The sequence below is a fragment of the Cellulomonas sp. genome (genome assembly GCF_035634735.1).
Classification (GTDB): domain Bacteria; phylum Actinomycetota; class Actinomycetes; order Actinomycetales; family Cellulomonadaceae; genus Cellulomonas.
Map to the genome: position 1 here is coordinate 1 of NZ_DASQCJ010000165.1, position 20,560 is coordinate 20,560.

Below are 20,560 nucleotides of genomic sequence, written 5' to 3' on the forward strand. Positions count from 1 at the left end.
CGACGTGCTCACCACGGAGCCGCGGGTCCCGCCGCGTCCGTTCGCCAAGGCCCCCGCGATCGTCGACCGGAGCGCGGAGGAGGAGCCCGCGACCGGCCCCTCCGCGGGACCCTCCGCGGACCCGTCGGCCGCCCCCGCCGAGGACCCCGACGCCGCCGCGGCCGCCGCGCAGTCCAGCACCCGGGACGGAGGTCCCGGCGGCACCGCCGCGGCGACCCAGCAGAACGCCGCCACCGCCGCTCCCTGACCGGCCACGACGCCCGAACCCGGGACCTTGTGCCCAGAATCACGTGCCCCTGGTTCGCCTTCCCTAAGTCATGGGACGTACCGTTGGACCTATGTCTGAGTCCACCGCCACGACCCTGGCGCCGCAGTCCGGGACCCCGTCCCGCAAGGTGCCGCGCATCGTCATCCTCGGCGGCGGGTCCGTGGGGCTGTACTCGGCCCGCCGGCTCCGTCGTCGCCTGGGCAACCGGGAGGCCGCGATCGTCGTGGTCGACCCGCGCCCGTACATGACCTACGCCCCGTTCCTGCCCGAGGCCGCCGCCGGCTCGATCGACGCGCGCTACGTCGTCGCCCCGCACCGTCGCGCCCTCAAGGGCATCGACGCGCTGCAGGGCAAGGTCTCCGAGATCAAGCACGCCGAGCGCAAGGTCCAGATCACGCCCGAGGAGGGCGACCCGTACTGGATCACCTACGACCACCTGATCGTGGGCCTCGGCTCGGTCGCCCGCACGCTCCCGATCCCGGGCCTCGCGGAGCAGGCCATCGGCTTCAAGAACGTCGAGGAGGCCATCGCCGTCCGCAACCACGTCCTGGGCCGGATCGACCGCGCGTCGTCCACCTGGGACCCGGAGCTGCGCCGCCGGATGCTGACCTTCACCTTCGTCGGCGGCGGGTTCGCCGGCGTCGAGGCGATCGCCGAGGTCGAGGACATGGCCCGCGACGCGGTCAAGCACTACCCGTCGCTCAGCGCCGACGACCTGCGCTTCGTGCTGGTCGAGGGCTCGCGCCGCATCCTCCCGGAGGTCTCCGAGGAGCTCGGCGGCTACACCCTGGAGCAGCTGCGCAAGCGCGGCATCGAGGTCTACCTCTCCACGTTCCTCAACTCGTGCGTCGACGGCCACGTCGTGCTCTCGGACAAGACCGAGTTCGACTCCGAGACCATCGTGTGGACCGCGGGCGTCAAGGCCAACCCGGTGCTGCAGAACTCCGACCTGCCGCTCGACAAGATGGGGCGCGTCACCACGCTCGCCACGCTGCAGATCGCGGACGCCGACGGCCACGTCGTCCCGGACGCCTACGCGGCCGGCGACTGCGCCGCGGTGCCGGACCTGTACAACCCGGGCTCGTTCTGCCCGCCGAACGCGCAGCACGCGATCCGCGAGGCGACGCACCTGGCGGACAACCTGGCCCGCGTCCTGCGCAGCGCCGAGCCGACCGACTACAAGCACAAGAACATCGGTGCGGTCGCGTCCCTCGGCATGTACAAGGGCGTCGCCCAGTTCCTCGGCAAGATCAAGGTCCGCGGCTTCTTCGCCTGGGTCCTGCACCGCTCGTACCACGTCATGGCGATGCCGACCCTGAACCGCAAGATCGCGATCATGTCCGGCTGGACCGCGAACCTGCTGTGGCGCCGCGAGACCGTCGCCCTCGGCTCGATCCACGACCCGCGCGCGGAGTTCCGCGCCGCGTCCGTGCCGCCGAAGCCGAAGCCCGAGGCCGCGCCCGTCGCCGCCCCGGCCAAGGACGAGGACCACGCCGCGGTGCCCGGCGCCGAGGTGAAGCCCTCGGGCGCCGGCAAGGCCGACGACACCTCGCCGGCCGACGGCTCGCCCGCCGAGGCGAAGCCGGCCGCCAAGGCCTGACGCGACTCGCACGGCCCGCAGCACCGGAGCCCGTCCACCCGCGAGGGTGGGCGGGCTCCGTCGTGCTGGCAGGATGGGCGCGGCCCCCGTAGCCCAACCGGCAGAGGCAGCCGGCTTAAACCCGGCCCAGTGCGGGTTCGAACCCCGCCGGGGGCACCACGCGGCCCCGCGCCGCCCCGGCCCGCGCCGCCGCGCGCCCTGGTGCCGCCGCCCCCGAGGTGGGACGGTGGAGGGGAGCGCAGAGCATCCTCGGGTCCAGGGGGCGGCATGGCGACCTACCTGGAGCGCCATGCCCGCGGCGCCGCCGACTCGATGGGTCCCGGCGCGCACGCGAGCATCACGTTCCGGGACTTCGGCACCACGGTGCGCGCGGGCAGCAGCAGCGCGCGGGCCCGGCGGTGCGACGATGTCGAGGTGCGGGCGCAGGACGGCCCGTGCATCTCCGCGATGCGCGGCATGGCGCCGGTGGTGCTGCCCGACCTGGCGGGCGAGCGGCGGTGGCCGGCGTGGCGCGAGCGGTTCGCGGTGGAGGAGTTCGACTCGTTCGTCGCGGTGCCCGTCACCGTGGGCCCGCGCAGCGAGATCGCCGTGAACTTCTACTCGGCCCGCCTGCGGGACTGGACGCCCGTCGACCTCGCCACCGCCGTGCGCCTGGCGGGGGCCGTGGCCGTCGACGTGCGCGCGCGGCTGCGGCTGGCCGACGGCGCGGTGGGGGAGCGGCTCGGCGGTCGCGCCCGGCGCGAGCGGGACCGCGTCGACCTGGCGGTCGGGATCGTCATGGCCGCGCAGGGGTGCGACGCGCCGACGGCCGAGCGGGTGGTCCGGGAGCTGGCGGCGCGCAGCGGCGCCGCCGCGGTCGAGGTCGCCGAGTGGCTCGCCGCCGCGGTGGTGCTGCCCCGCGCGAGCTGGGACGGCGCGCCGCGCCCCCGCGGGCCGGCGGACGAGGACGCGCCGCCGGCGGGCTGAGCGCCCCGGCCCGACCGGCCCGGCGACCCGGCCGTCCCGCGGCCCGTCAGCCCGCCGGCAGCCAGTCCGGCCGCTCGCCCGCCGCGACGGCGTCCGCGAGCTCCCGCGCCACCACGGTGACCGGCTGCCCGGTGACCCGGGCCCGGCGCATGAGCACCGCGAACGCCTCGCCCTCCTCGACCTCCAGCAGGTAGCGCACCGCGCCCTTGGCCTGCTCCACCAGCGCGCGGTGCGCGGCCGTCGACCGCACGGCGCGCGCGAGGGCGTCGAGGTCCGGCCGGTCGTCCGCGTGCACGATGGCGACGGCCGCGATGTCGGCGAACCCCCGGGCGGTCGCCCGCTCGTCCGCGGTGAGGGGGTGCGCGCGGGTCAGGAACAGGTTGAGCGCGCCGAACGGCTGCCCCCGCCAGCGCATGGGCAGGGCGTGGGCGGCCCGGTAGCCCGCGCGGGTCAGCGCGGAGCCGAGGTCGGGCCAGCGGGTGCGCAGCATCGTCTCGCCGACCACGGAGACGTCCCGGTCGCCGTGGACCGCGTCGAGGCAGGGGCCGGAGCCGACCTGCAGCTGGTAGGTCTCGAGCGCGTCGGCGGCGTGCGAGGACGCGGCGAGCAGGTCGAGCCGGCCCGCGGACGGGTCGGCGACGTCCTCGGCGACGACGACGCCGACGTCGGCGTGCAGCGCCTCGGCGGCGGCCGCGACGGCGGTGGAGAGGGCGCTGACCGCGTCCTGCTGGTCCGCGAGCGCGGCGAGGCCGCTGGTGAGCGCCGCCATGGAGGTCGAGGTGGTCATGTCACGCTCCGGCGGCGGGTAGGGACGGGGTGGTGCGGTGCGGGTCGGTGCCGGTCACGGCCCCTCCTCGGGACGGAACTCCAACGTGCGGTCCAGGACCTGGTGCGCCACCTCGGGCAGCGTGCGGTCGAGGGCGAAGGCGTGGGCGCGCAGCAGCGCGAGGGCGTCGTCGGCGGGGACGGCCAGCTGGGCCATGACCATGCCGGCGGCCTGGTGGATCGCGGACCGCTCGTCCCAGGAGGCGGACGGCGGGGTGGTCCCGGGGGTCGTCCCGTCGAGCACCGCGACCGCGATGACGTCGGCGACGAAGCCCAGGTCCGCCAGGTCGCCCGCGAGCGGGCCCGGCCGCGACCGGTAGAGCGTGAGCACCCCGAGCACGCCGGCACCGGCGTGCAGCGGGACGGCCGCGAGCAGCACCGCCGGCGTGTGCCGCGTGGTCATCTCCGCGAACTCCGGCCAGGTGGTCCCGGTGTCGGCGAGCGCCAGGCTCACGGCCTCGTCCGTGCGCACGACGTCCGACGCCGGGCCGCGGCCGACGACGTCGTGGATCTGCTCGATGCGGGCCGCGACCGCGTCCGTCGCCCACAGCACCGACCGGCTGGCGTAGTCCCGGCGGTCGGGCGTGAGCGCGATCGAGGCGCCGTCCGCGTCCGCGACGACGCGGGCGGCCTCGCACAGCCGCCCGACGAGCGTGCCGCTGCCGGCACCCTGCGCGGCGGTCGCCGTCAGGGCCGCGAGCAGGGCGGCGCGATCGACCATCCCCCACCTCATGACTCCGACGACCCGACCTGGCCAGCCTAGCGACACCCCGCCCGAGGTCGACCGCCGACGGAAAACCCGGAGACACCGCGGCGCCGCGCGGGAATCATCGGGTGCGTCCGGGACGTTGGTCCCGACGTGCGCCTCCCTCGGGCGTCCGGCGGCCTCGCCGCGGACCCGCTCGCGCGCACCTCACCGCCGACCCCACCCGCGAGGGAGACCCATGACCACGCACGACGACACCGCGGTGCGCGACCACGCGCCCGGCGCCGGGCCGGTCGCCGCGCCGACCGCGCCGGCCCCCGCCGCGCCCGTCCGGCTCGCGCCCGGCGACCGCACCCTCATCGGCCTGCTGCTCGTCGCCGGCTTCACCGTCATCCTCAACGAGACCGCGATGGGCGTCGCCCTGCCGGTGCTCATGGAGGAGATGGGCGTCACCGCCGCGACCGGCCAGTGGCTGACCACGGGGTTCATGCTGACCATGGCCGTCGTCATCCCGGCGACCGGCTGGATCATGAACCGGTTCCGGCTGCGGCCGATCTTCATCACGGCGATGTCGCTGTTCGTCGCGGGCACCGCGCTCGCCGCCGCCGCGCCCGGCTTCGGCGCGCTGCTGGCGGGCCGCGTCGTGCAGGCGAGCGGCACCGCCGTGATGCTGCCGCTGCTCATGACGACCGCGCTCACCCTGGTCCCGCCGAGCATCCGCGGCCGCACCATGGGCACCATCTCGATCGTCATCTCGGTGGCCCCCGCCATCGGCCCGACGATCTCCGGCCTCGTGCTGTCCCAGCTGTCCTGGCGGTGGATCTTCCTGGTCATGCTGCCGATCGCCGGGATCGCGCTCGCGCTCGGCGCGTGGAAGGTCCGGGACGTCACCGAGCCGTCCGACCACCGGCTCGACGTGCTGTCCCTGCTCATGTCGGCGGTCGGGTTCGGCGCGCTGATCTTCGGCCTGTCCAGCATCGGCGAGTCCGCCGGCGGGCACACCGTCGTCGCGCCGTGGATCCCGATCGCGGTGGGCGTCCTGGCCCTCGCGGCGTTCGCGCTGCGGCAGGTCCGGCTGCAGGGCACGCACGACGGCCCGCTCATGGACCTGCGCGTGTTCGCCCGCCGCTCGTACACCGTGTCGGCGCTCGTGCTGGTGATCGGGTTCATGGCGATGTTCGGCGCCCTGATCGTGCTGCCGATCTTCCTGCAGGACGTCCTCGCGCTCGGCACCCTGGAGACCGGCCTGCTGCTGCTCCCGGGCGGCCTGGTGATGGGCGCGCTGTCGCCCCTCGTCGGCCGGCTGTTCGACCGGTTCGGGCCGCGCCCGCTGGTCACCCCCGGCGTGCTCGCGCTGAGCGTCGCCCTGTGGCTGCTGTCCACCCTGCACCCGGGCACCCCGGCCGGGGCGGTCGTGGCCGTGCACACCCTGCTCAGCATCGGGCTGGCGTTCATGATCACGCCGCTGTTCACGTCGGCGCTCGGCTCCCTGCCGCGCGACCTGTACGGGCACGGCAGCGCGATCGTGAACACGCTCCAGCAGCTCGCCGGGGCGGCGGGCACCGCGCTGTTCATCACCGTGCTGTCGACCACGACTGCCGCCCGGCTGGCGGAGGGCGCCGACCCGCTCACCGCCACCGCCGCGGGCGTGCGGGGGGCGTTCCTCTGGGGCGGGGTCGTCGCGCTGGTCGCGGTCGTCGCGTCGCTGCTCGTCCGGCGGCCGCCCGCCGACGCCGAGGCGCCGGTCGCGATGCACTGAGCGCCGGCGCGCCCCGACGGCCCGGGTCCCCTCCGCACGGGGGCCCGGGCCGTCGTCGTCCCCGGCGCGCGGACCCGCAGGTCCGCCCGGCGGCGGACGGGGCCGCCACCCACGTCAGCCCGGGGGTGGACGTGGGTGGCCCCGCGCCGCCGCTAGCGTCGTCGCCGGTGGACGCGCGGTACGACGGATGCGTGCTGATCTCCCGAAACGCCCACGCGGGCCGGGTCGTCCACGCCATGCTGGGCACGCGCGTCGGTGGGGCAGCCGACGCCGCCACCGACCGAAAGGCCGCACCATGACCCCCTCCCGATCCCTCCGTCCCGCGGCCGTCGCCGCGCTCGCGGTCCTCGCGCTCGCCGGGTGCTCCGGCGGGGACGGCGGCGGCGGCAGCTCCTCCGGCTCGGCGGAGTGGACCCCCGGCCCGCTCGACGAGTACCAGGCGCGGATCTTCGGCTACTCGTACGACGAGGACGAGCGGAGCCAGGAGGAGATGCAGGCCGAGAGCGACCGGCAGAACCGCCGGGTCGAGGAGCTGGTCTCCGCGTGCATGGCCGAGGAGGGCTTCGACTACGTCCCGGCCGAGAACAACGGCGGCACCGTCGTCGCCTCCGACGACCTCGACGTCGAGTGGGGCACCCGGGAGTTCGCCGAGCAGTACGGCTACGGGATCAGCACGGACCCGTGGGGCAACGCGGACGCCGTCCCGGAGGACGGCACCGAGTGGGTGGACCCGAACGCGGACTACGTCGCGGCCATGTCCGAGAGCGAGGCCGCCGCCTGGTCCGAGGCGCTGTACGGGCCGCCGATCGAGGGCGACGGCTCGGAGGACCAGGAGTACGACTGGACGACGGCCGGCTGCTACGGCGCCGCCCAGCACGAGGTGTACGAGGGCGGCGGCGTCTCCGACGAGTTCGCCGGCGTGCAGGACGAGATGAACCGGTTCTACGAGGCCGCGCAGGCCGACCCGCGGTTCGCCGAGCTCGACGCCGACTGGGCGTCCTGCATGGCCGACGAGGGCTACGACGCGCTCACCGACGTGAACACGGCGACCGACGCGCTCTACACCGAGTGGAACGCCCTGCAGGGCTGGGAGGACCCGGAGTACCAGGCGCAGGTGGAGACCTGGGACTGGACGGCCGAGCCGGACGGGCCGCCGGCGCCCGAGGTCGACGAGGCCGCGGTGAAGGCGTTCACCGAGAAGGAGATCGGCCAGGCCGTCGCCGACTTCGGCTGCCAGGAGCAGGTCGACTACCAGGCGGAGCGGACCAAGGTCGACCACGAGCTGCAGCAGGAGTTCGTGGACCAGCACGCCGACGAGCTCGAGGCGTGGGCCGCCGCCGCCACCGCCGCGCGGGGGAAGTGACGTGAGCGCTGGGCAGGACCTCGTCCCGACCGACCCCGCCGCGCCGGGCGGCGACCCCGCGCCGGAGACCGCGCCGCGGTCCTGGCGCACCGGCAACCGCACCCTCGTCGTCCTCGCGGGCGTCGCCGTGGTCAGCCTCGTCGCGGGCCTCGGCCTGTCACGCCTCGTGCTGAACCCGGCGGAGGCGGCCGCCCGGACGGCCCCGCCCGAGGCCGGGCCGATCACGGTCCCGGTGGAGAGCCGCGAGCTGAGCAACGACGTGACCGTCCGCGGGGACGTGGTGTTCGACGGCGCGGTCGACCTGCGGGTCGAGACCGCCGACCTGGGCGAGCGCGCCGTGGTCACCGGCCAGGTGCCGGAGGTCGGGGCGACCCTCGAAGCCGGCTCGGTGGCGCTGGAGATCGCGGGCCGGCCCGTGCTCGTGCTGCCCGGCGGCCTGCCCACCTACCGCACGCTCGCCCTGGGCGTCTCCGGCCCCGACGTGCTCCAGCTCAAGGCCGCGCTCGGCGCCCTCGGCATCCCCGCCGGCGACGCCGCCTCGGACGTGTACGACCGCGCCACCGCGACCGGCGTCGCCGAGCTGTACCGGCGCGCGGGCTACCCGGCGCCGTCGCCGTCGGAGGACGCGGCCCGGGCCGTGACCGACGCCGAGCGGGCCGTGCGGTCGGCGCAGGCCGAGGTCAGCGCGGCCGAGGGGGCGCTCGCGTCCGCGGGCTCCGGGACGGCCGGCTCCGAGGTGGCGTCCGCGGACGCCGCCGTGCGGTCCGCGGAGCGCGCGGTCGTCGTGGCCCAGGTCGAGCTGGACAGCTGCCCCGCCGACGGCTGCACGCCGGGCGAGGCCGCGCGCCGCCAGGCCGCCGTCGAGGACGCGCGCGACGCCGTCGGCGTGGCGCAGGCCGCCCGCGCCGCACTCGACGCCGCGCCGAACACCTCCGGCGAACGCGCGTCGCTCACCGCCGCGCGGGACGGCCTCGCCGACGCCCGCGAGGCCCTGGCCGAGGCGCAGGACGCCACGGTCGTCGCGCTGCCGGCGAGCGAGGTCGTGTTCCTCGAGACGCTGCCGCGCCGGGTCGACGCCGTCTCGGTGCGCCGCGGCGGCACGGTCGAGGGCTCCGTGATGAGCGTGTCCGGGGCGACCCTCCAGGTCGTCGCGACCGCGGCGCGCGCCGACGCGGCGCTGCTCGCGGTCGGGGCGACCGGCACGGCCGTGCTCGACGGCCAGGAGTTCCCGGTGACGATCAGCGCGATCGAGGCGGCCGGCGCGTCCGGCGGCTCGGGCGGCGGCGACGGCGGGTCCGGCGCGTCGGGCGGGTCCGGTGGGTCCGGCGACGGCGGCGGCGGGTCCGGCGACGCCGGCTCCGGCCGGTCCACCGTCACCCTGCTCCCCGGTGAGCTCACCCCCGAGCAGGTCGCCGCGCTCCAGGGCAGCAACGTCCGGGTCAGCATCCCGGTGTCCTCCACCGGCGGCGCCGTGCTGGCCGTGCCGCTCGCCGCGCTGACCGCCGGCCCGGGCGGCGAGTCCCGGGTCGAGGTCATGGCGGACGACGGCACGACCGCGCTCGTCGAGGTCGAGACCGGCCTCGCCGCGGGGGGCTACGTCGAGGTCACCGGGGCGGGCGGCGCGGCCCTGGCCGAGGGCGACCTCGTGGTCATCGGCGAGTCCGGCGGGTCCGCCGGCGCCGGCGACGAGGCGACCGACGCGGCCGACGACGAGGACGCCGACGCGTGACCGCGCTCGACCTGCTCGCGGGCGGGGACGCGGACGTCCTCGGCGCGGGCGACGCCGCCGCGGCCGGCGGCGTCCCGCCCGTCGTCGAGCTGCGCGGGGTCGCCCGGGAGTTCCCCGGCGACCCGCCCGTGCTCGCGCTGCGCCCGAGCGACCTGCGCGTCGACCGCGGCGACTACCTCTCCGTGGTCGGGCCGTCCGGCTCCGGCAAGTCGACGCTGCTGCACCTGCTCGGCCTGCTCGACCGGCCGACGTCGGGGGAGTACCTGCTCGACGGCGAGCCGACGTCCGCGGCCACGGAGGCGCGGCGCACGGCGCTGCGCGGCGGGCGGATCGGCTTCGTGTTCCAGCAGTTCCACCTGCTGCCGCACCGCACCGTCCTCGACAACGTCCTGCTCGCCACGCTGTACAGCGGCGTCCCCCGGGCCGAGCGGCGGGCCCGGGCGCTCGCCGCGCTCGACCGGGTGCACCTCGGCCACCGGCTGACGTTCCTGCCGACGACCCTGTCCGGCGGCGAGCGGCAGCGCGTCGCCGTCGCCCGGGCCGTGGTCGCGTCCCCGGGCGTGCTGCTCGCCGACGAGCCCACCGGCAACCTGGACACCCACAACTCCGCGGAGGTGCTCGACCTGTTCGACGAGCTGCACGCCGACGGGCTCACGCTCGTGGTCATCACCCACGACGACGTCGTCTCCGCCCGCGCCCGGCGCCGGGTCCGGATCGCCGACGGCCTGCTGACGGAGCTCGCGTGACCGCCCCCGCGCTCGAGGCCCCGCGGCGCGACGTCCCGCGCGGCGACCGGTTCGGCCTGCGCGACCTGGTCCGGGAGTCCGCCGCCGGCATCGACGCCCGGCCCGCCCGGCTGTTCCTCACGATCCTGGGCACCGTCCTCGGCATCGCCTCGGTCGTCGTGACCGTCGGGCTCGCGCAGACCGCGGCCGGCCAGATCGCCCGGCGGTTCGACGCCGTCGCCGCCACCCAGGCGATGGCCACCGCGAGCACCACCCGCGGCGCCGACGGCAGCCAGCGCGCCACCGCGGCCCTGCCCTGGGACGCCGCCGAGCGCGCCGAGCGCCTCGCGGGCGTCGAGGCCGCCGGGCTCGTCGCGCCGGTCGACGTCGACGGCGCCGCGGTCACCGCCGTCCCGGTCAACGACCCGTCCGCGCCCGCCACGACCTCCGTCACCGTGCTCGCCGGCACCGGCGGCCTGCTCGACGCCGTCCGGGGCGAGGTCGTCACCGGCCGGTTCTTCGACGCCGGCCACGACGCCCGGGCGGACCGGGTGGTCGTCCTCGGCGCGCGCGCCGCCGACCGGCTCGGGGTGTCCCGGGTGGACCGGCAGCCGTCGGTGTTCATCGGCGACCGCGCCTACACGGTCATCGGCATCGTCGACGGCATGCAGCGGCGCACCGACCTGCGGGACGCCGTCGTGCTGCCGGCCGGCACGGCGCGGGCCGACTTCGGCCTCGCGGCGCCGGAAGAGCTGCACCTGCGGATCGCGGTCGGCGCGGGCCCGGTCGTGGGGGAGCAGCTGCCGGTCGCGCTGTCGCCCAACACCCCCGAGACGGTCACCGTCCAGGTCCCCGGCGGGTCCGGCGGCGTCCGCGAGGACGTGCAGGCCGACATCAGCACGATCTTCCTGGCCCTCGGCGGCGTCGCCCTGCTCATCGGCGGGCTCGGCATCGCCAACGTGACGCTGCTGTCGGTCATGGAGCGGACCGGGGAGATCGGCCTGCGCCGGGCGCTCGGCGCGCGGCGCCGGGACATCGCGGCCCAGTTCGTGCTGGAGTCCGCGACCGTCGGCCTGCTCGGCGGCATGGTCGGCGCCTCGCTGGGCGTCGCCGTCGTGGTGGCGGTCTCTGCGGCGCAGTCCTGGACGCCGATCCTGCACCTGGGCGTGGTCCTGCTGGCCGCCGCGGGCGGCGGCGTGGTCGGGCTGCTCGCCGGCGTCTACCCGGCGCTCAAGGCCGCGCGGGTCGAGCCCATCGCGGCCCTGCGCGGCGGGGTGTGACGCGCGGCTGACGCCCCCGGGACGGGTGCCGCCTCAGCGGTACCCGTCCCACACCGGCGCCGGGTAGAGCACCCGCTCGAACTTCGCCCACTCCGTCGCCAGGTCGACGGCCGGGCGGCGGAACGACCGGATCTGCAGCCCGTCCATCGCCTCGATCGTCATCTCGACCAGGTCGCGCAGCCCGTCGAACGGGCCGACCTCGGGCGGCAGCCGCCAGGCGAACCCGCGGTAGAACCCCCACACCTGGTCCGGGCGGTCGAGGAAGTACGGGTGCGCCGGGTGCTCCGGCGACGACGCCTCGACCCCCAGCACGGTGTACAGCCGGAGCAGCTCCGGGCGCGCGGCGTTGAACGCGACGAGGAACCGGAAGTACCCCGGCAGCGAGATCCCGTCCGGGTGCGTCGCGGCCGGGTCGCCGGTGGCCACGTAGTCGTCCGGCGTCCCGCGCCGGTCGTACAGCTGCGAGACGACCAGCTCCAGCAGGCCCTCCTTGGAGCCCACGTGGTGCAGCAGGCCGGCCTGGGTGAGCCCGACCTCCTGCGCCACGTCGGCCAGCGCCATCCCGGTGAACCCGTGCCGGGCGATCAGCCGGGTGGCCGCCTCGAGGATCTGCGCCTGGCGCTGCTCCGGGGTCAGGCGGACCCGGCGGCGCACCGCCGGCGGGTCCTGCTGCTGCGTCGTCACGTCTCCTGCTTCCGTCCGGGCCGTCCTCGCGCACGACCCTAGTCGTGCGCGAGGACCGCCCGGTGCCCGGTCAGGACTCCAGGACCACCAGGTCCCAGGGCCCGATCTCCAGCTCGTCGCCCGCGGCCACCGCCGCGCCGTCCGCCAGCACCGACCGCCCCGCCACCGGCGCGGCCAGCGTGACCGGCGCGGCCGAGTAGTTGAGCAGGTAGGTGACCGCGTTCCCCGCGGCGTTGGTCCCGCGGCGGACCGACACCGTGCCGGCCAGGTCCTGCGCCCAGTCCGCGAGGCCCGCGTCCCGGACCGCCAGGGTCAGCGCCGCGCGGAGCAGCTCGGGCGAGGTCATCGTCCCGAGGTGCAGGGCCGACCCGTCGCCGACCCGGTTCCGCGTGATCGCCGCGTACGAGCCCCACGCCGGGTGGTCGTAGGACGCCAGCACCTCCGCGCCGTCGGGGTTCAGCAGCTCCAGGAACGCCTGCGCGCCCGCCGCGGCGCCCTCGGCCGCGCCCGGCACCGCGGCCAGGTCGCCGTGCAGCGCCAGGCCCACGCCGTCGGCGGGCACCGTGTACTGGTTGTAGGTCACGCCGGTGACCTCGGTGAGGCCGTGCGGCGCGGTGTCGTGCCAGACCTTGACGTACTCGTCGGCCACCGCCGTGCGGAACGTGGTCACCAGGTGGCCGCCGCCGCGCGCGTACGCCGCCAGCCGGTCGACCGTCGCCTGCGGGGCGGCGTAGAGCACCGGCGCCACGAGCAGGTCGTACCGCGACAGGTCCTCGTCGTCGACCGACACGAAGTCGACCTCGACGTTCAGGTCGAACAGCGCGTCGTACACCCAGCGCAGCACGTCGTTGTAGCCGATCGACGACCCGAACACGCCGTCGATGAAGCCGACCTCGATCGTGAACCACTTCAGGGCCGTCAGGGCCTCGTTGCTCACCATGATCGCCGCGCGGTTGTGCTTGCGCAGGTGGATGAGCGACGAGCCGACCCGCTGCGCCTCGCGCCCGAAGACCCCCGCCTCCTCGTACGTCGGGTTGGGCTGCAGGTCGTGCGACAGCAGGCCGCGCCAGTACGTCTCGAACGAGTTGTGGATCGAGTGCCAGTGCCAGTACATGAGGCCGTCGGCCCCGCTGGCCAGGTGGCTGTACGCCTGGAGGCGCAGCTGGCCCGGGTAGGGGAGCCAGGCGATCTGGCCCTGCGCCTGCGTCTCCAGCACCAGGTAGTTCGCGCCGCCCTTGATCGAGCGGGTCATGTCGCCGCCGAACGCGATCTCCTTGCCCGTGAGCCGGGACTGCGTCGGGTGGTAGATGTCCACGCCCGCGATGTCGACGGTCGGGGCGGCCCTGAAGTGGTCGACCGCCGGCTGCAGGCCGTACGACCAGCCCGGGGTCCAGTCGAAGTCGAAGTTCTGCGTGACCCACTGGTCCGCGCGGGCGTACTCACGCACGATCCCCGCCTGCCAGGCGAGGAACTCCTCGACCAGGCGGCGGCGGAACTTGTCGAACTCCGCACCCAGGGATCCGTTGATCGTGCCGCGCACGTCCGGGAAGTCCTCCCAGGCGTCGACGCGGTTCGACCAGTAGTCCAGGCCGAACGCCGCGTTCAGGGCGGCCAGGTCGCCGCCGAACTCCTCGCGCAGGTACTTCACGAACCGGCGCTGCACCGCGGGGCCGGCGGTCTCGTGGTACTTGGTCTCGTTGTCGATCTGGAACCCGATGACGCCGCGGCGGTGCGCCGTGTGCTGCATCAGCTCGCGGATGACCCGCTCCGCGTGGAACAGGTAGGTCGGGTTCGTGATGTCCATGATCTGCCGGGCGCCGTACCGGCCCTCGCCGGCGCGGGTGGTGGCCAGCACGTCCGGGTGGGACTGCACGAGCCACGCCGGCACCGCGTAGGTGGGCGTCCCGACGATCACGTGGATGCCCGCCGCCTCGAACGCGTCCAGCGCGCGGTCGACGTGCGCGAAGTCGAAGACGCCGGGCTGCGGCTCGAGCGTGCTCCACGTCGACTCGGCGATGCGGACGACGGTGATCCCGGCCGCCTTCATCATCTCGACGTCCGTCTCGATCCGGTCCGTCGGCATGTACTCGTCGTAGTACGCCGCACCGAACAGGAGCTCGTCCACCGGTTCACCCTTCGTCGCGCGAAGCCGGGTGCCCGCGCGCGGCGCGGGTCCGGCCGGTCCGCCGTCGGACCGGTCGCCACTCTACCTACCGGTTGGTAGGTAAGACGAACGCCCTGGCCCCGGACGCTCCGCCCGCCCGGGTGGCGGGCGCGGCCGCGGGGGCGGAAAATGACGGCCTGTGCAGCGCCGCGCAGCGCGCTCCCACCACGTCAGGACCGCACCATGACCACCCGAGGGTCCGACGAGGTCGTGCGGGTCGACGCCGACGCCTCGCTGGACGCGCTGATCCACACCCTCACGCACCACGCCGCCCGCACCCTGGGCGTCACCGCCTCCGCCTGCTCCGCCGCGACCGTGCGCGGCTGCGACCGGTGGCTCTCCGCGGCATCCGTCGCCGTCGCGCGGTGCGACGCGGTCCAGGACCGCGGCCGGCTCGGGCCGCGCTACCTCGTCCGGTCGAGCGGCGCGCCCGTCGCCGTCCCGGACGTCGCCGCCGACGACCGGTGGCCGGTGTGGAGCCACGCCTGCCGGGTGCAGGGCTTCCGGTCGGCCCTCGTCGTGCCGGGCACCTACGGGCACGTCACCGTGCACCTGTCGCTCTACTCGCCGGAGGCGCCGGACTGGGCCGCGGTCACGCCGCGCGCGCTCGGTCTGGCGCACGGCCTCGCGGCCGTCGTCGCGGCCCGGGACGAGATCATCGAGCTCGCGCAGACCATGGACGACCTGCTGGCCGGAAGCCGGTCCCGGGTCGTGCTCGACCGCGCCGTCGGCGTCGTCATGGCGCAGCGGGGGTGCGACGCGGCCGAGGCGCTCGCGCACCTCAGGTCGCTGTCCGCGACGGGGGACCCGCGCGAGGTGGCCGCGGCGCTGGTGGCGGGGGCGGTCGGCGTCGGCGGCCCGGCCGGCGGGTCCGGCTCCCGCGAGCCGGAGGGCCTGGTGGCCCAGCGGGACGAGCCGGCGCCGGGCGGCACCGGGTCCGGCGCGGGCGGGCCGACCGTCGGCGGCCACGCGGCGCCGTCGCGGTCGACGGGGAGCGCGACGGCGGTCGGCTGAGCCGCCGCCCCGGCGCGCCTCGGTACAGTCCCCCCGTGCCCACCCCGCCGGACGACGCGCCGCGCGCCCCCGTGCACGTCGACGGCGGCGACCTCGGCTGCGCCCGCCTGCTGGTGCTGCTGCGCGCCCGCGCCCGCGAGCTCGCGCCCGGCACGGTGGTGCACCTGACGACGTCGGACCCGGTGGCGCCGATCGACCTGCCGGCGTGGTGCCGGATGACCGGGCACCGCTACCTCGGCCCGGTGCCGGACGGCCCGCCGCCGGCGACCTACGCGATCGAGGTCGCCGCGGCCCCCCGCGCGACGGACCCCGCCCGCCCCTGGCACGTGGCCCCGGACGCCTGACGGCGCGCGGGCGCGCCGGCGCGCCGAGCGAACACCGAACGGGTCGAGTGCCTACCCGCCGGATAGGCACTCGACCCGTTTCGTAGTCACTCGCCGCCGGCCCGCCCGCCGCCGGCCGCCCGGGGTCAGTCCAGGCCCGCGGCCGCCTCGGCGTCCTCGATCCCGCGCAGCCAGTCGCGCTTGCCCGCGCGCCAGCCCTCGTCGTCGGCGCCGAGCCGCCAGTAGCCCGAGATCGACAGGTCGGCCTTGCCGAGCCCGCGCTCGACCCGCAGGTACCGGCGCAGCTCGCGCACGGACCCGGCCTCGCCGTGCACGAACGCGTGCACCCGCCCGACGGGCCACGGCAGCGACCGGACGGCCGCGACCAGCCCCGCGCCGGGGGCGGCGTCGCCGGCGTGCACCCAGTGCAGGGCGATGCCGTCCGGGACGTGCAGGGCCTGCTCCTCGGCGCGGTCGTGCACCTCCAGCACGGCGTGACCCGAGGCGGCGCCGCCGAGCCGCTCGAGGGCGACGGCGATCGCGGGCAGCGCCGAGGCGTCGCCGGCGAGCAGGTGGTGGTCGGCGGTGAGGTCGGGGGAGTAGCCGCCGCCGGGGCCGACGACGACGACCTCGTCGCCGGGTGCGGCGGTGGCGGCCCACGGGCCGGCGATGCCGTCGGCGCCGTGCACGACGAGGTCGATCGTGAGCGTGAGCTCGAGGTCGTCGAAGCCGCGGACGGTGTAGGTGCGCATGCGCGGCTGGTGCTCGGGCGGGAGGGCGGCGCGGGCGGCGTCCATGTCGACCCGCCCGTCGGGGGTGGTCCACGAGGCGAGCACGTCGGCGCCCGAGGCGGTCGCGCCGACGCCGGGCAGGAACACGAGCTTGACGTAGGAGTCGGCGTGCGGGGACGGCGCGAAGCCGGCGACGCCGGGTCCGCCCAGGGTGATCCGGACCATCGCCGGGGTGAGGTGCTCGGCGCGCACGACGACGGCGCGCAGCGCGGTGCGCGGGGGTCGCCGCGCGGCGGTGGTGGTGGGCTCGGTCGAGGTCACGCGGGGAGCACCTTCCAGTGGTTCGAGGTGCCGGACGGGTCGGCGTGCGACGACGCGCGGCCCGGGGGCGTGGCCGGTGCGTCGGGTCGAGAGTAGGTCGTCGTCGAGGGCGCGTCACGCAGGAGCGGCACGCGTCTCACCGGCTGCCGTGCGCGCGTCCCCAGGTGTCGACGTCGGCGTTGAGCCGGGTGAGCAGCCGCGCGAGGTCGGCCCGGTCGTCGGCGGACCAGTGGTCGAGGACCTCGCCGTACAGCCGCGCGCGGACCTCGCGGGTGCGCTCCAGCGCCTCGAGCCCGGCGTCGGTGGGCCGGACGAGGGTGACCCGCCCGTCGCTGGCGTCGGCGGCGCGGACGACCTGGCCGGCCTGCTCCATCGCGAGGACCTGGCGGGTGACCGTGGACGGGTCGAGGCGCAGGGCGTCGGCGATGGCGTTGACGCTCGTGGGGCCCTCCTCGGCGAGGACGCCCAGGACGAGGTAGGCGGAGCGCTCGATCTCGCCGCGGGCGCGGGCGCCGGCGCGCCGGGTCCGGTCGGACAGGCGCAGCAGCATGGCCACCTGGGCCTCGATCGTGCGCAGGGCGTCGTCCGGCTGCATGGTCACCTCGTCCTCGGGTCGGCCCCGGAAGTCTGCCACGACTCGCCGGGCGATAAGCCTGTATAGTACAGACATACCCGACGACGACTCCCCGAGGACACGCATGCCCAGTCGGCACCCCGAACCGAACAAGACCGCCATCTACGCCACGGCCCTGACCGCGTTCTTCGCGATCGCGGGCATCGCCGTGGTCGACCCGATCCTCCCGGTGATCGGCGAGGAGATCGGCGCCTCCACCTGGCAGATCGAGCTGCTGTTCACCGCGTACCTGGTCGTGATGGCGGTGGGCATGATCCCCGCGGTCATCGCCACCGGCCGCTACGGCTACCGCAAGGTGCTGGCGACGGGCGTGACCGTCGTCGCCGCGGCCGCGGTGCTCGCCGCGCTGTCCGGCAACATCCTCGAGCTCGCGGTGCTCCGCGGGCTGTGGGGCCTGGGCAACGCGATGTTCTTCGCGACCGCCATGGTGCTGCTGGTCGCCCTGGCCACCGACCGCGAGTGGGTGGTCGAGCTGTTCGAGACCTGCGTGGGCCTCGGCTTCGCGGTCGGCCCGCTGATCGGCGGGTTGCTCGGGCAGATCTCCTGGCGGGTGCCGTTCGCCGCGTGCGGCGTGTTCATGCTGATCGCGCTCGCGATGTCGGTCACCCGGCTCCGCGACCCTCAGGACCCGCCGACGGCGCTGACCCTGCGCGACGTGTGGCAGCCGTTCCGGCGCCCGGCCTTCCGCACCCTGTGCGTGGTCACCGCCGCGTACAACTTCGTGTTCTTCGTGGTGCTCGGCTACACCCCGGTGTTCCTCGGCCTGGACGTGATCCCGCTCGGCCTGGTGTTCACCGCGTGGGGCATCGGCCTGGCGGTCGGCATCCTGGTGGTCGGCCACCGCCTGGCGCACCGGATCGGCGCGGTGGCGACCGTCGGCGTGGCGATCGGCGGCCTGCTGGTCGCGCTGGTGCTGCTCGCGACGAGCGCCGGCACGGCCGAGTCGGTCGCGGTGCTGGTGCTGGCCGGCGTCTGCATGGGCATCGCGAACGCGAACCTCACCGACCTGGCCCTCGGGCTCGGCGGGGCGGAGCGCCGCACGACGACCGCGGCGTTCAACCTGGTCCGCTGGGGCTTCGCCGCCCCGGCGCCGGTGATCGCGGGGCTGCTGCACCCGGTGAGCGCGACCGCGCCGTACTGGGTCGGCGCCGCCGTGCTGCTGGTCGGCGTCGTGGCGTTCGTCTGGAAGGGCCGCGCGATGGCGGCGGCCGTCGGCGAGAGGCTGACGTTCCGGCAGTGGGACCGCGCGGCGCGCGCGGTCGAGGGCACGCCTGAGGAGGCGCTCGGCGAGGCCTGAGCGGAGTCCGGTGGAGCGTTCTGCCCGACACGCCCCGGCGTGTCGGGCAGAACGCTCCACTCGAGGGCGCGGGCGAGGGCGCGGCGCCGGGTCAGCGCCCGACCAGCCCCGACTCGTAGGCGAGCACCACCGCCTGCACCCGGTCCCGCACCCCGAGCTTCGCGAGGATCCGCCCGACGTGCGTCTTCACGGTCGCCTCGGACAGGAACAGCCGCTCGGCGACCTCGGCGTTCGACAGGCCCTCGGCGACCGCGAGCAGCACCTCGCGCTCGCGCTGGGTGAGCTCGGAGAGCCGGGCGTCGCCGCGCGGGGCCGGGGCGGCCGACTCGCTCGGCAGCTCCTCGGCGAACAGCTCGAGCATCCGCCGGGTCACCCGCGGGGACACGACGGCGTCGCCGGTCGCGACGGCGCGGATCGCGGCCGTGAGCTCGGCGGGGCGCGCGTCCTTGAGCAGGAACCCGCTCGCGCCGGCGCGCAGGGCGGCGAACGCGTACTCGTCCAGGTCGAACGTGGTGAGGATGAGCACCCGCGACCGGGAGCCGGCGGCGACGATGCGCTCGGTGGCCTCGATGCCGTTCGTGCCGGGCATCCGGACGTCCATCAGCACGACGTCGGGGTCCAGCGCGGCGATCTGGCGCAGGGCCTCGGCGCCGTCGCCCGCCTCGCCGACGACGGTGAGGTCGTCCTCGTCGTCGAGCACCAGGCGGAAGCCCATCCGCAGCAGCGGCTGGTCGTCGACCAGCAGGACGCGGATCGGCGCCGGTGCGGCGCCGTCGGGGGTGGTGGTCACGCGGGCTCCTCGGTCGGGGTGGCGGCGTCGGCGGGTGCGGGGCCGTCGGGGACGTCCTCGGTGCGCAGCTCGACGTGCACGCGCCAGCCGCCGCGGTACGGCCCGGCCGCGACGGAGCCACGGTAGACCGCCGCGCGCTCGCGCATGCCGACCAGGCCGCGCCCGCCGCGGACGGGGGCCGCGGGGGTGACCGCGGCGACGCCCTCGGCGTCGGTCCGCGCGGCCAGCGGGTCGTCGGCGCGCACGGCCAGGCGCTCGCCCAGCCGGCCGAGCCGCCCGGGCTCGCCGGGCGCGTCCGCCACCGGCTCCGCGACCGCGCCGTCGTCGACGACCTCGATGCCGACCCGCCCGGCACCGTGCCGGACCAGCACGTCGACCCGCGCGCCGGGCCCGGCGTGCCGCAGGGCGTTGGTGAGCGACTCCTGCACCACGCGGTAGACGGTGAGCGCGAGGGCGGCGTCGGCGGGCAGGGCGGGGCCGGCGGTCGTGAGGTGGACCGTGAGCCCGGCCGCGCGGAACTGCTGCACCAGCGACTCGAGGTCCTGGGTGCCGGGCTGCGGCTCGAGCGGCACGTCCGCCCCGCGCAGCACGCCGAGCATCCGGCGCATGTCCGCGAGCGCCGAGCGCCCGGTCTCCGACAGCAGGTCCAGCGCGGCCCCGGCGTCGTCCGGCGAGCGGCGCATCGCGACCCGCGCCCCGTCGGACAGGGCGATCATCACGGTGAGGCCGTGCGCGACCACGTCGTGCATCTCGCGCGCGATGCGGGTCTGCTCAGCCGCGGCGGCGAGCTTGGCGTGCTGCTCGCCGGCGTCGACGAGCTGCTGGTGCCGCTCGACCAGGGCGCGGGTGTGCAGGCGGCGGCCGCGGACGTTGGCGCCGACGGCCAGGGCGACCAGGCCGGCGACGAGGATCGACCCGATGTCGATCGTGAACCGCGCGCCGGCGGGCCGGAGCACGGCGCCCCACAGCACGAAGGCCCCGGCCACGGCGACGGTCGCCCCGCCGAGCAGGAGCCAGCCCTGGCGCTGCGGCCGGGTCGCCGCGACGACGTACAGGGCGAGCGCGAAGGCGACGTCGCCGGCGCCCACCGAGCCGGTGAGCAGGACCTGCAGGGCGGCGCCCGCGCCGAGCGCCAGGGCGACCCGGACCGGCCACCGCCGGCGGAACCACAGGGCGACGAGCGCCAGCACCGTCAGGGCGACGGACAGCGCGGCCGCCGCGCCGGACAGGACGACGGTGTCCGCCGCGAACCCGACGTTGGGCCCCGCGCCGTCGACCACCGGCCCGACGGACGAGATCGCCGACAGCGCGAAGCACACGCACACCAGCACGTCGGAGGCCCGCGGGTGCAGCGCGAAGAACCGGCGCACGCGGCCGAGCC

Annotated in this window: 18 protein-coding genes, 1 tRNA gene and 1 pseudogene; 12 read left to right on the forward strand and 8 right to left on the reverse strand. The window is 76.3% G+C overall.

Annotation, left to right across the window (positions count from 1 at the left end):
* From VER05_RS13860 to VER05_RS13875, 4 genes and pseudogenes are all read left to right on the forward strand, one after another.
* Nucleotides 1-247: pseudogene (locus tag VER05_RS13860) on the forward strand (hypothetical protein); the annotation flags it as partial.
* 91 nt (nucleotides 248-338) lie between these two features.
* The gene (locus VER05_RS13865) at nucleotides 339-1,868 is read left to right on the forward strand and encodes an NAD(P)/FAD-dependent oxidoreductase (protein ID WP_324845921.1); all 1,530 of its coding nucleotides are present in this window, start codon (nucleotides 339-341) and stop codon (nucleotides 1,866-1,868) included.
* A gap of 82 nt (nucleotides 1,869-1,950) precedes the next feature.
* A tRNA-Leu gene (locus VER05_RS13870) sits at nucleotides 1,951-2,027 on the forward strand.
* A gap of 108 nt (nucleotides 2,028-2,135) precedes the next feature.
* On the forward strand, nucleotides 2,136-2,834 hold the full coding sequence (locus VER05_RS13875; RefSeq protein ID WP_324845922.1) for a GAF and ANTAR domain-containing protein: 699 nt from the start codon (nucleotides 2,136-2,138) through the stop codon (nucleotides 2,832-2,834).
* A 46-nt stretch (nucleotides 2,835-2,880) separates the two neighbouring features.
* Here VER05_RS13875 and VER05_RS13880 read toward each other — a convergent pair whose 3' ends face one another.
* Together VER05_RS13880 and VER05_RS13885 are read right to left on the reverse strand one after the other, a co-directional pair.
* Nucleotides 2,881-3,621, reverse strand: coding sequence for a GAF and ANTAR domain-containing protein (locus tag VER05_RS13880; RefSeq protein ID WP_324845923.1), 741 nt, complete (start codon nucleotides 3,619-3,621; stop codon nucleotides 2,881-2,883).
* Nucleotides 3,622-3,675: 54 nt separating this feature from the next.
* Nucleotides 3,676-4,380: a GAF and ANTAR domain-containing protein gene (locus VER05_RS13885; protein WP_324845924.1), complete on the reverse strand. Its 705-nt coding sequence runs from the start codon at nucleotides 4,378-4,380 to the stop codon at nucleotides 3,676-3,678.
* Between the two features lie 223 nt (nucleotides 4,381-4,603).
* On the opposite strand from VER05_RS13885, the gene VER05_RS13890 reads away from it, so the two are divergent.
* The 5 genes from VER05_RS13890 (at nucleotide 4,604) to VER05_RS13910 (ending at nucleotide 11,221) form a co-directional block, all read left to right on the forward strand.
* Complete coding sequence (locus VER05_RS13890) at nucleotides 4,604-6,124, forward strand: MDR family MFS transporter (RefSeq protein ID WP_324845925.1); 1,521 nt, start codon at nucleotides 4,604-4,606, stop codon at nucleotides 6,122-6,124.
* Between the two features lie 295 nt (nucleotides 6,125-6,419).
* On the forward strand, nucleotides 6,420-7,487 hold the full coding sequence (locus VER05_RS13895) for a hypothetical protein (RefSeq protein ID WP_324845926.1): 1,068 nt from the start codon (nucleotides 6,420-6,422) through the stop codon (nucleotides 7,485-7,487).
* Nucleotide 7,488: 1 nt separating this feature from the next.
* A complete protein-coding gene (locus VER05_RS13900) occupies nucleotides 7,489-9,216 on the forward strand; it encodes a hypothetical protein (protein WP_324845927.1) in 1,728 nt (575 codons plus the stop codon).
* Nucleotides 9,213-9,962, forward strand: coding sequence for an ABC transporter ATP-binding protein (locus tag VER05_RS13905; RefSeq protein ID WP_414647629.1), 750 nt, complete (start codon nucleotides 9,213-9,215; stop codon nucleotides 9,960-9,962). The genes VER05_RS13900 and VER05_RS13905 overlap by 4 nt, the downstream gene beginning before the upstream one ends.
* Nucleotides 9,959-11,221: an ABC transporter permease gene (locus tag VER05_RS13910; protein ID WP_324845928.1), complete on the forward strand. Its 1,263-nt coding sequence runs from the start codon at nucleotides 9,959-9,961 to the stop codon at nucleotides 11,219-11,221. The genes VER05_RS13905 and VER05_RS13910 overlap by 4 nt, the downstream gene beginning before the upstream one ends.
* A 33-nt stretch (nucleotides 11,222-11,254) precedes the next feature.
* Here the strand turns inward: VER05_RS13910 and VER05_RS13915 are convergent, their stop codons facing one another.
* Entirely contained in the window at nucleotides 11,255-11,905 is a 651-nt protein-coding gene (locus tag VER05_RS13915) for a helix-turn-helix domain-containing protein (protein WP_324845929.1), read from the reverse strand.
* 70 nt (nucleotides 11,906-11,975) lie between these two features.
* Nucleotides 11,976-14,030, reverse strand: coding sequence for a beta-galactosidase (locus tag VER05_RS13920; RefSeq protein ID WP_324845930.1), 2,055 nt, complete (start codon nucleotides 14,028-14,030; stop codon nucleotides 11,976-11,978).
* 222 nt (nucleotides 14,031-14,252) lie between these two features.
* Between VER05_RS13920 and VER05_RS13925 the strand changes: the two genes are divergently transcribed.
* A complete protein-coding gene (locus VER05_RS13925) occupies nucleotides 14,253-15,083 on the forward strand; it encodes a GAF and ANTAR domain-containing protein (RefSeq protein ID WP_324845931.1) in 831 nt (276 codons plus the stop codon).
* A gap of 35 nt (nucleotides 15,084-15,118) precedes the next feature.
* Complete coding sequence (locus tag VER05_RS13930) at nucleotides 15,119-15,427, forward strand: sulfurtransferase TusA family protein (protein ID WP_324845932.1); 309 nt, start codon at nucleotides 15,119-15,121, stop codon at nucleotides 15,425-15,427.
* 125 nt (nucleotides 15,428-15,552) lie between these two features.
* Here VER05_RS13930 and VER05_RS13935 read toward each other — a convergent pair whose 3' ends face one another.
* On the reverse strand, nucleotides 15,553-16,458 hold the full coding sequence (locus VER05_RS13935) for a siderophore-interacting protein (protein ID WP_324845933.1): 906 nt from the start codon (nucleotides 16,456-16,458) through the stop codon (nucleotides 15,553-15,555).
* A 136-nt stretch (nucleotides 16,459-16,594) separates the two neighbouring features.
* Nucleotides 16,595-17,092: a MarR family transcriptional regulator gene (locus VER05_RS13940; protein WP_324845934.1), complete on the reverse strand. Its 498-nt coding sequence runs from the start codon at nucleotides 17,090-17,092 to the stop codon at nucleotides 16,595-16,597.
* 64 nt (nucleotides 17,093-17,156) lie between these two features.
* Here VER05_RS13940 and VER05_RS13945 point away from each other — a divergent pair, with 64 nt between their 5' ends.
* Nucleotides 17,157-18,389, forward strand: coding sequence for an MFS transporter (locus VER05_RS13945; protein WP_324845935.1), 1,233 nt, complete (start codon nucleotides 17,157-17,159; stop codon nucleotides 18,387-18,389).
* Nucleotides 18,390-18,480: 91 nt separating this feature from the next.
* Here VER05_RS13945 and VER05_RS13950 read toward each other — a convergent pair whose 3' ends face one another.
* Both VER05_RS13950 and VER05_RS13955 read right to left on the reverse strand, forming a co-directional pair.
* Nucleotides 18,481-19,104, reverse strand: coding sequence for a response regulator (locus VER05_RS13950; RefSeq protein ID WP_414647631.1), 624 nt, complete (start codon nucleotides 19,102-19,104; stop codon nucleotides 18,481-18,483).
* 71 nt (nucleotides 19,105-19,175) lie between these two features.
* Nucleotides 19,176-20,549: a sensor histidine kinase gene (locus tag VER05_RS13955; protein WP_324845937.1), complete on the reverse strand. Its 1,374-nt coding sequence runs from the start codon at nucleotides 20,547-20,549 to the stop codon at nucleotides 19,176-19,178.
* Nucleotides 20,550-20,560 lie beyond the last annotated feature (11 nt).

What these genes read in the sequence shown, in the direction of transcription:
- VER05_RS13865 (WP_324845921.1), top strand. Translation starts at nt 339, where the DNA reads ATGTCTGAGTCCACCGCCACGACCCTGGCGCCGCAGTCCGGGACCCCG.
- VER05_RS13875 (WP_324845922.1), top strand. Translation starts at nt 2,136, where the DNA reads ATGGCGACCTACCTGGAGCGCCATGCCCGCGGCGCCGCCGACTCGATG.
- VER05_RS13880 (WP_324845923.1), bottom strand. Translation starts at nt 3,621, where the DNA reads ATGACCACCTCGACCTCCATGGCGGCGCTCACCAGCGGCCTCGCCGCG.
- VER05_RS13885 (WP_324845924.1), bottom strand. Translation starts at nt 4,380, where the DNA reads ATGGTCGATCGCGCCGCCCTGCTCGCGGCCCTGACGGCGACCGCCGCG.
- VER05_RS13890 (WP_324845925.1), top strand. Translation starts at nt 4,604, where the DNA reads ATGACCACGCACGACGACACCGCGGTGCGCGACCACGCGCCCGGCGCC.
- VER05_RS13895 (WP_324845926.1), top strand. Translation starts at nt 6,420, where the DNA reads ATGACCCCCTCCCGATCCCTCCGTCCCGCGGCCGTCGCCGCGCTCGCG.
- VER05_RS13925 (WP_324845931.1), top strand. Translation starts at nt 14,253, where the DNA reads ATGACCACCCGAGGGTCCGACGAGGTCGTGCGGGTCGACGCCGACGCC.
- VER05_RS13945 (WP_324845935.1), top strand. Translation starts at nt 17,157, where the DNA reads ATGCCCAGTCGGCACCCCGAACCGAACAAGACCGCCATCTACGCCACG.
- VER05_RS13950 (WP_414647631.1), bottom strand. Translation starts at nt 19,104, where the DNA reads ATGGGCTTCCGCCTGGTGCTCGACGACGAGGACGACCTCACCGTCGTC.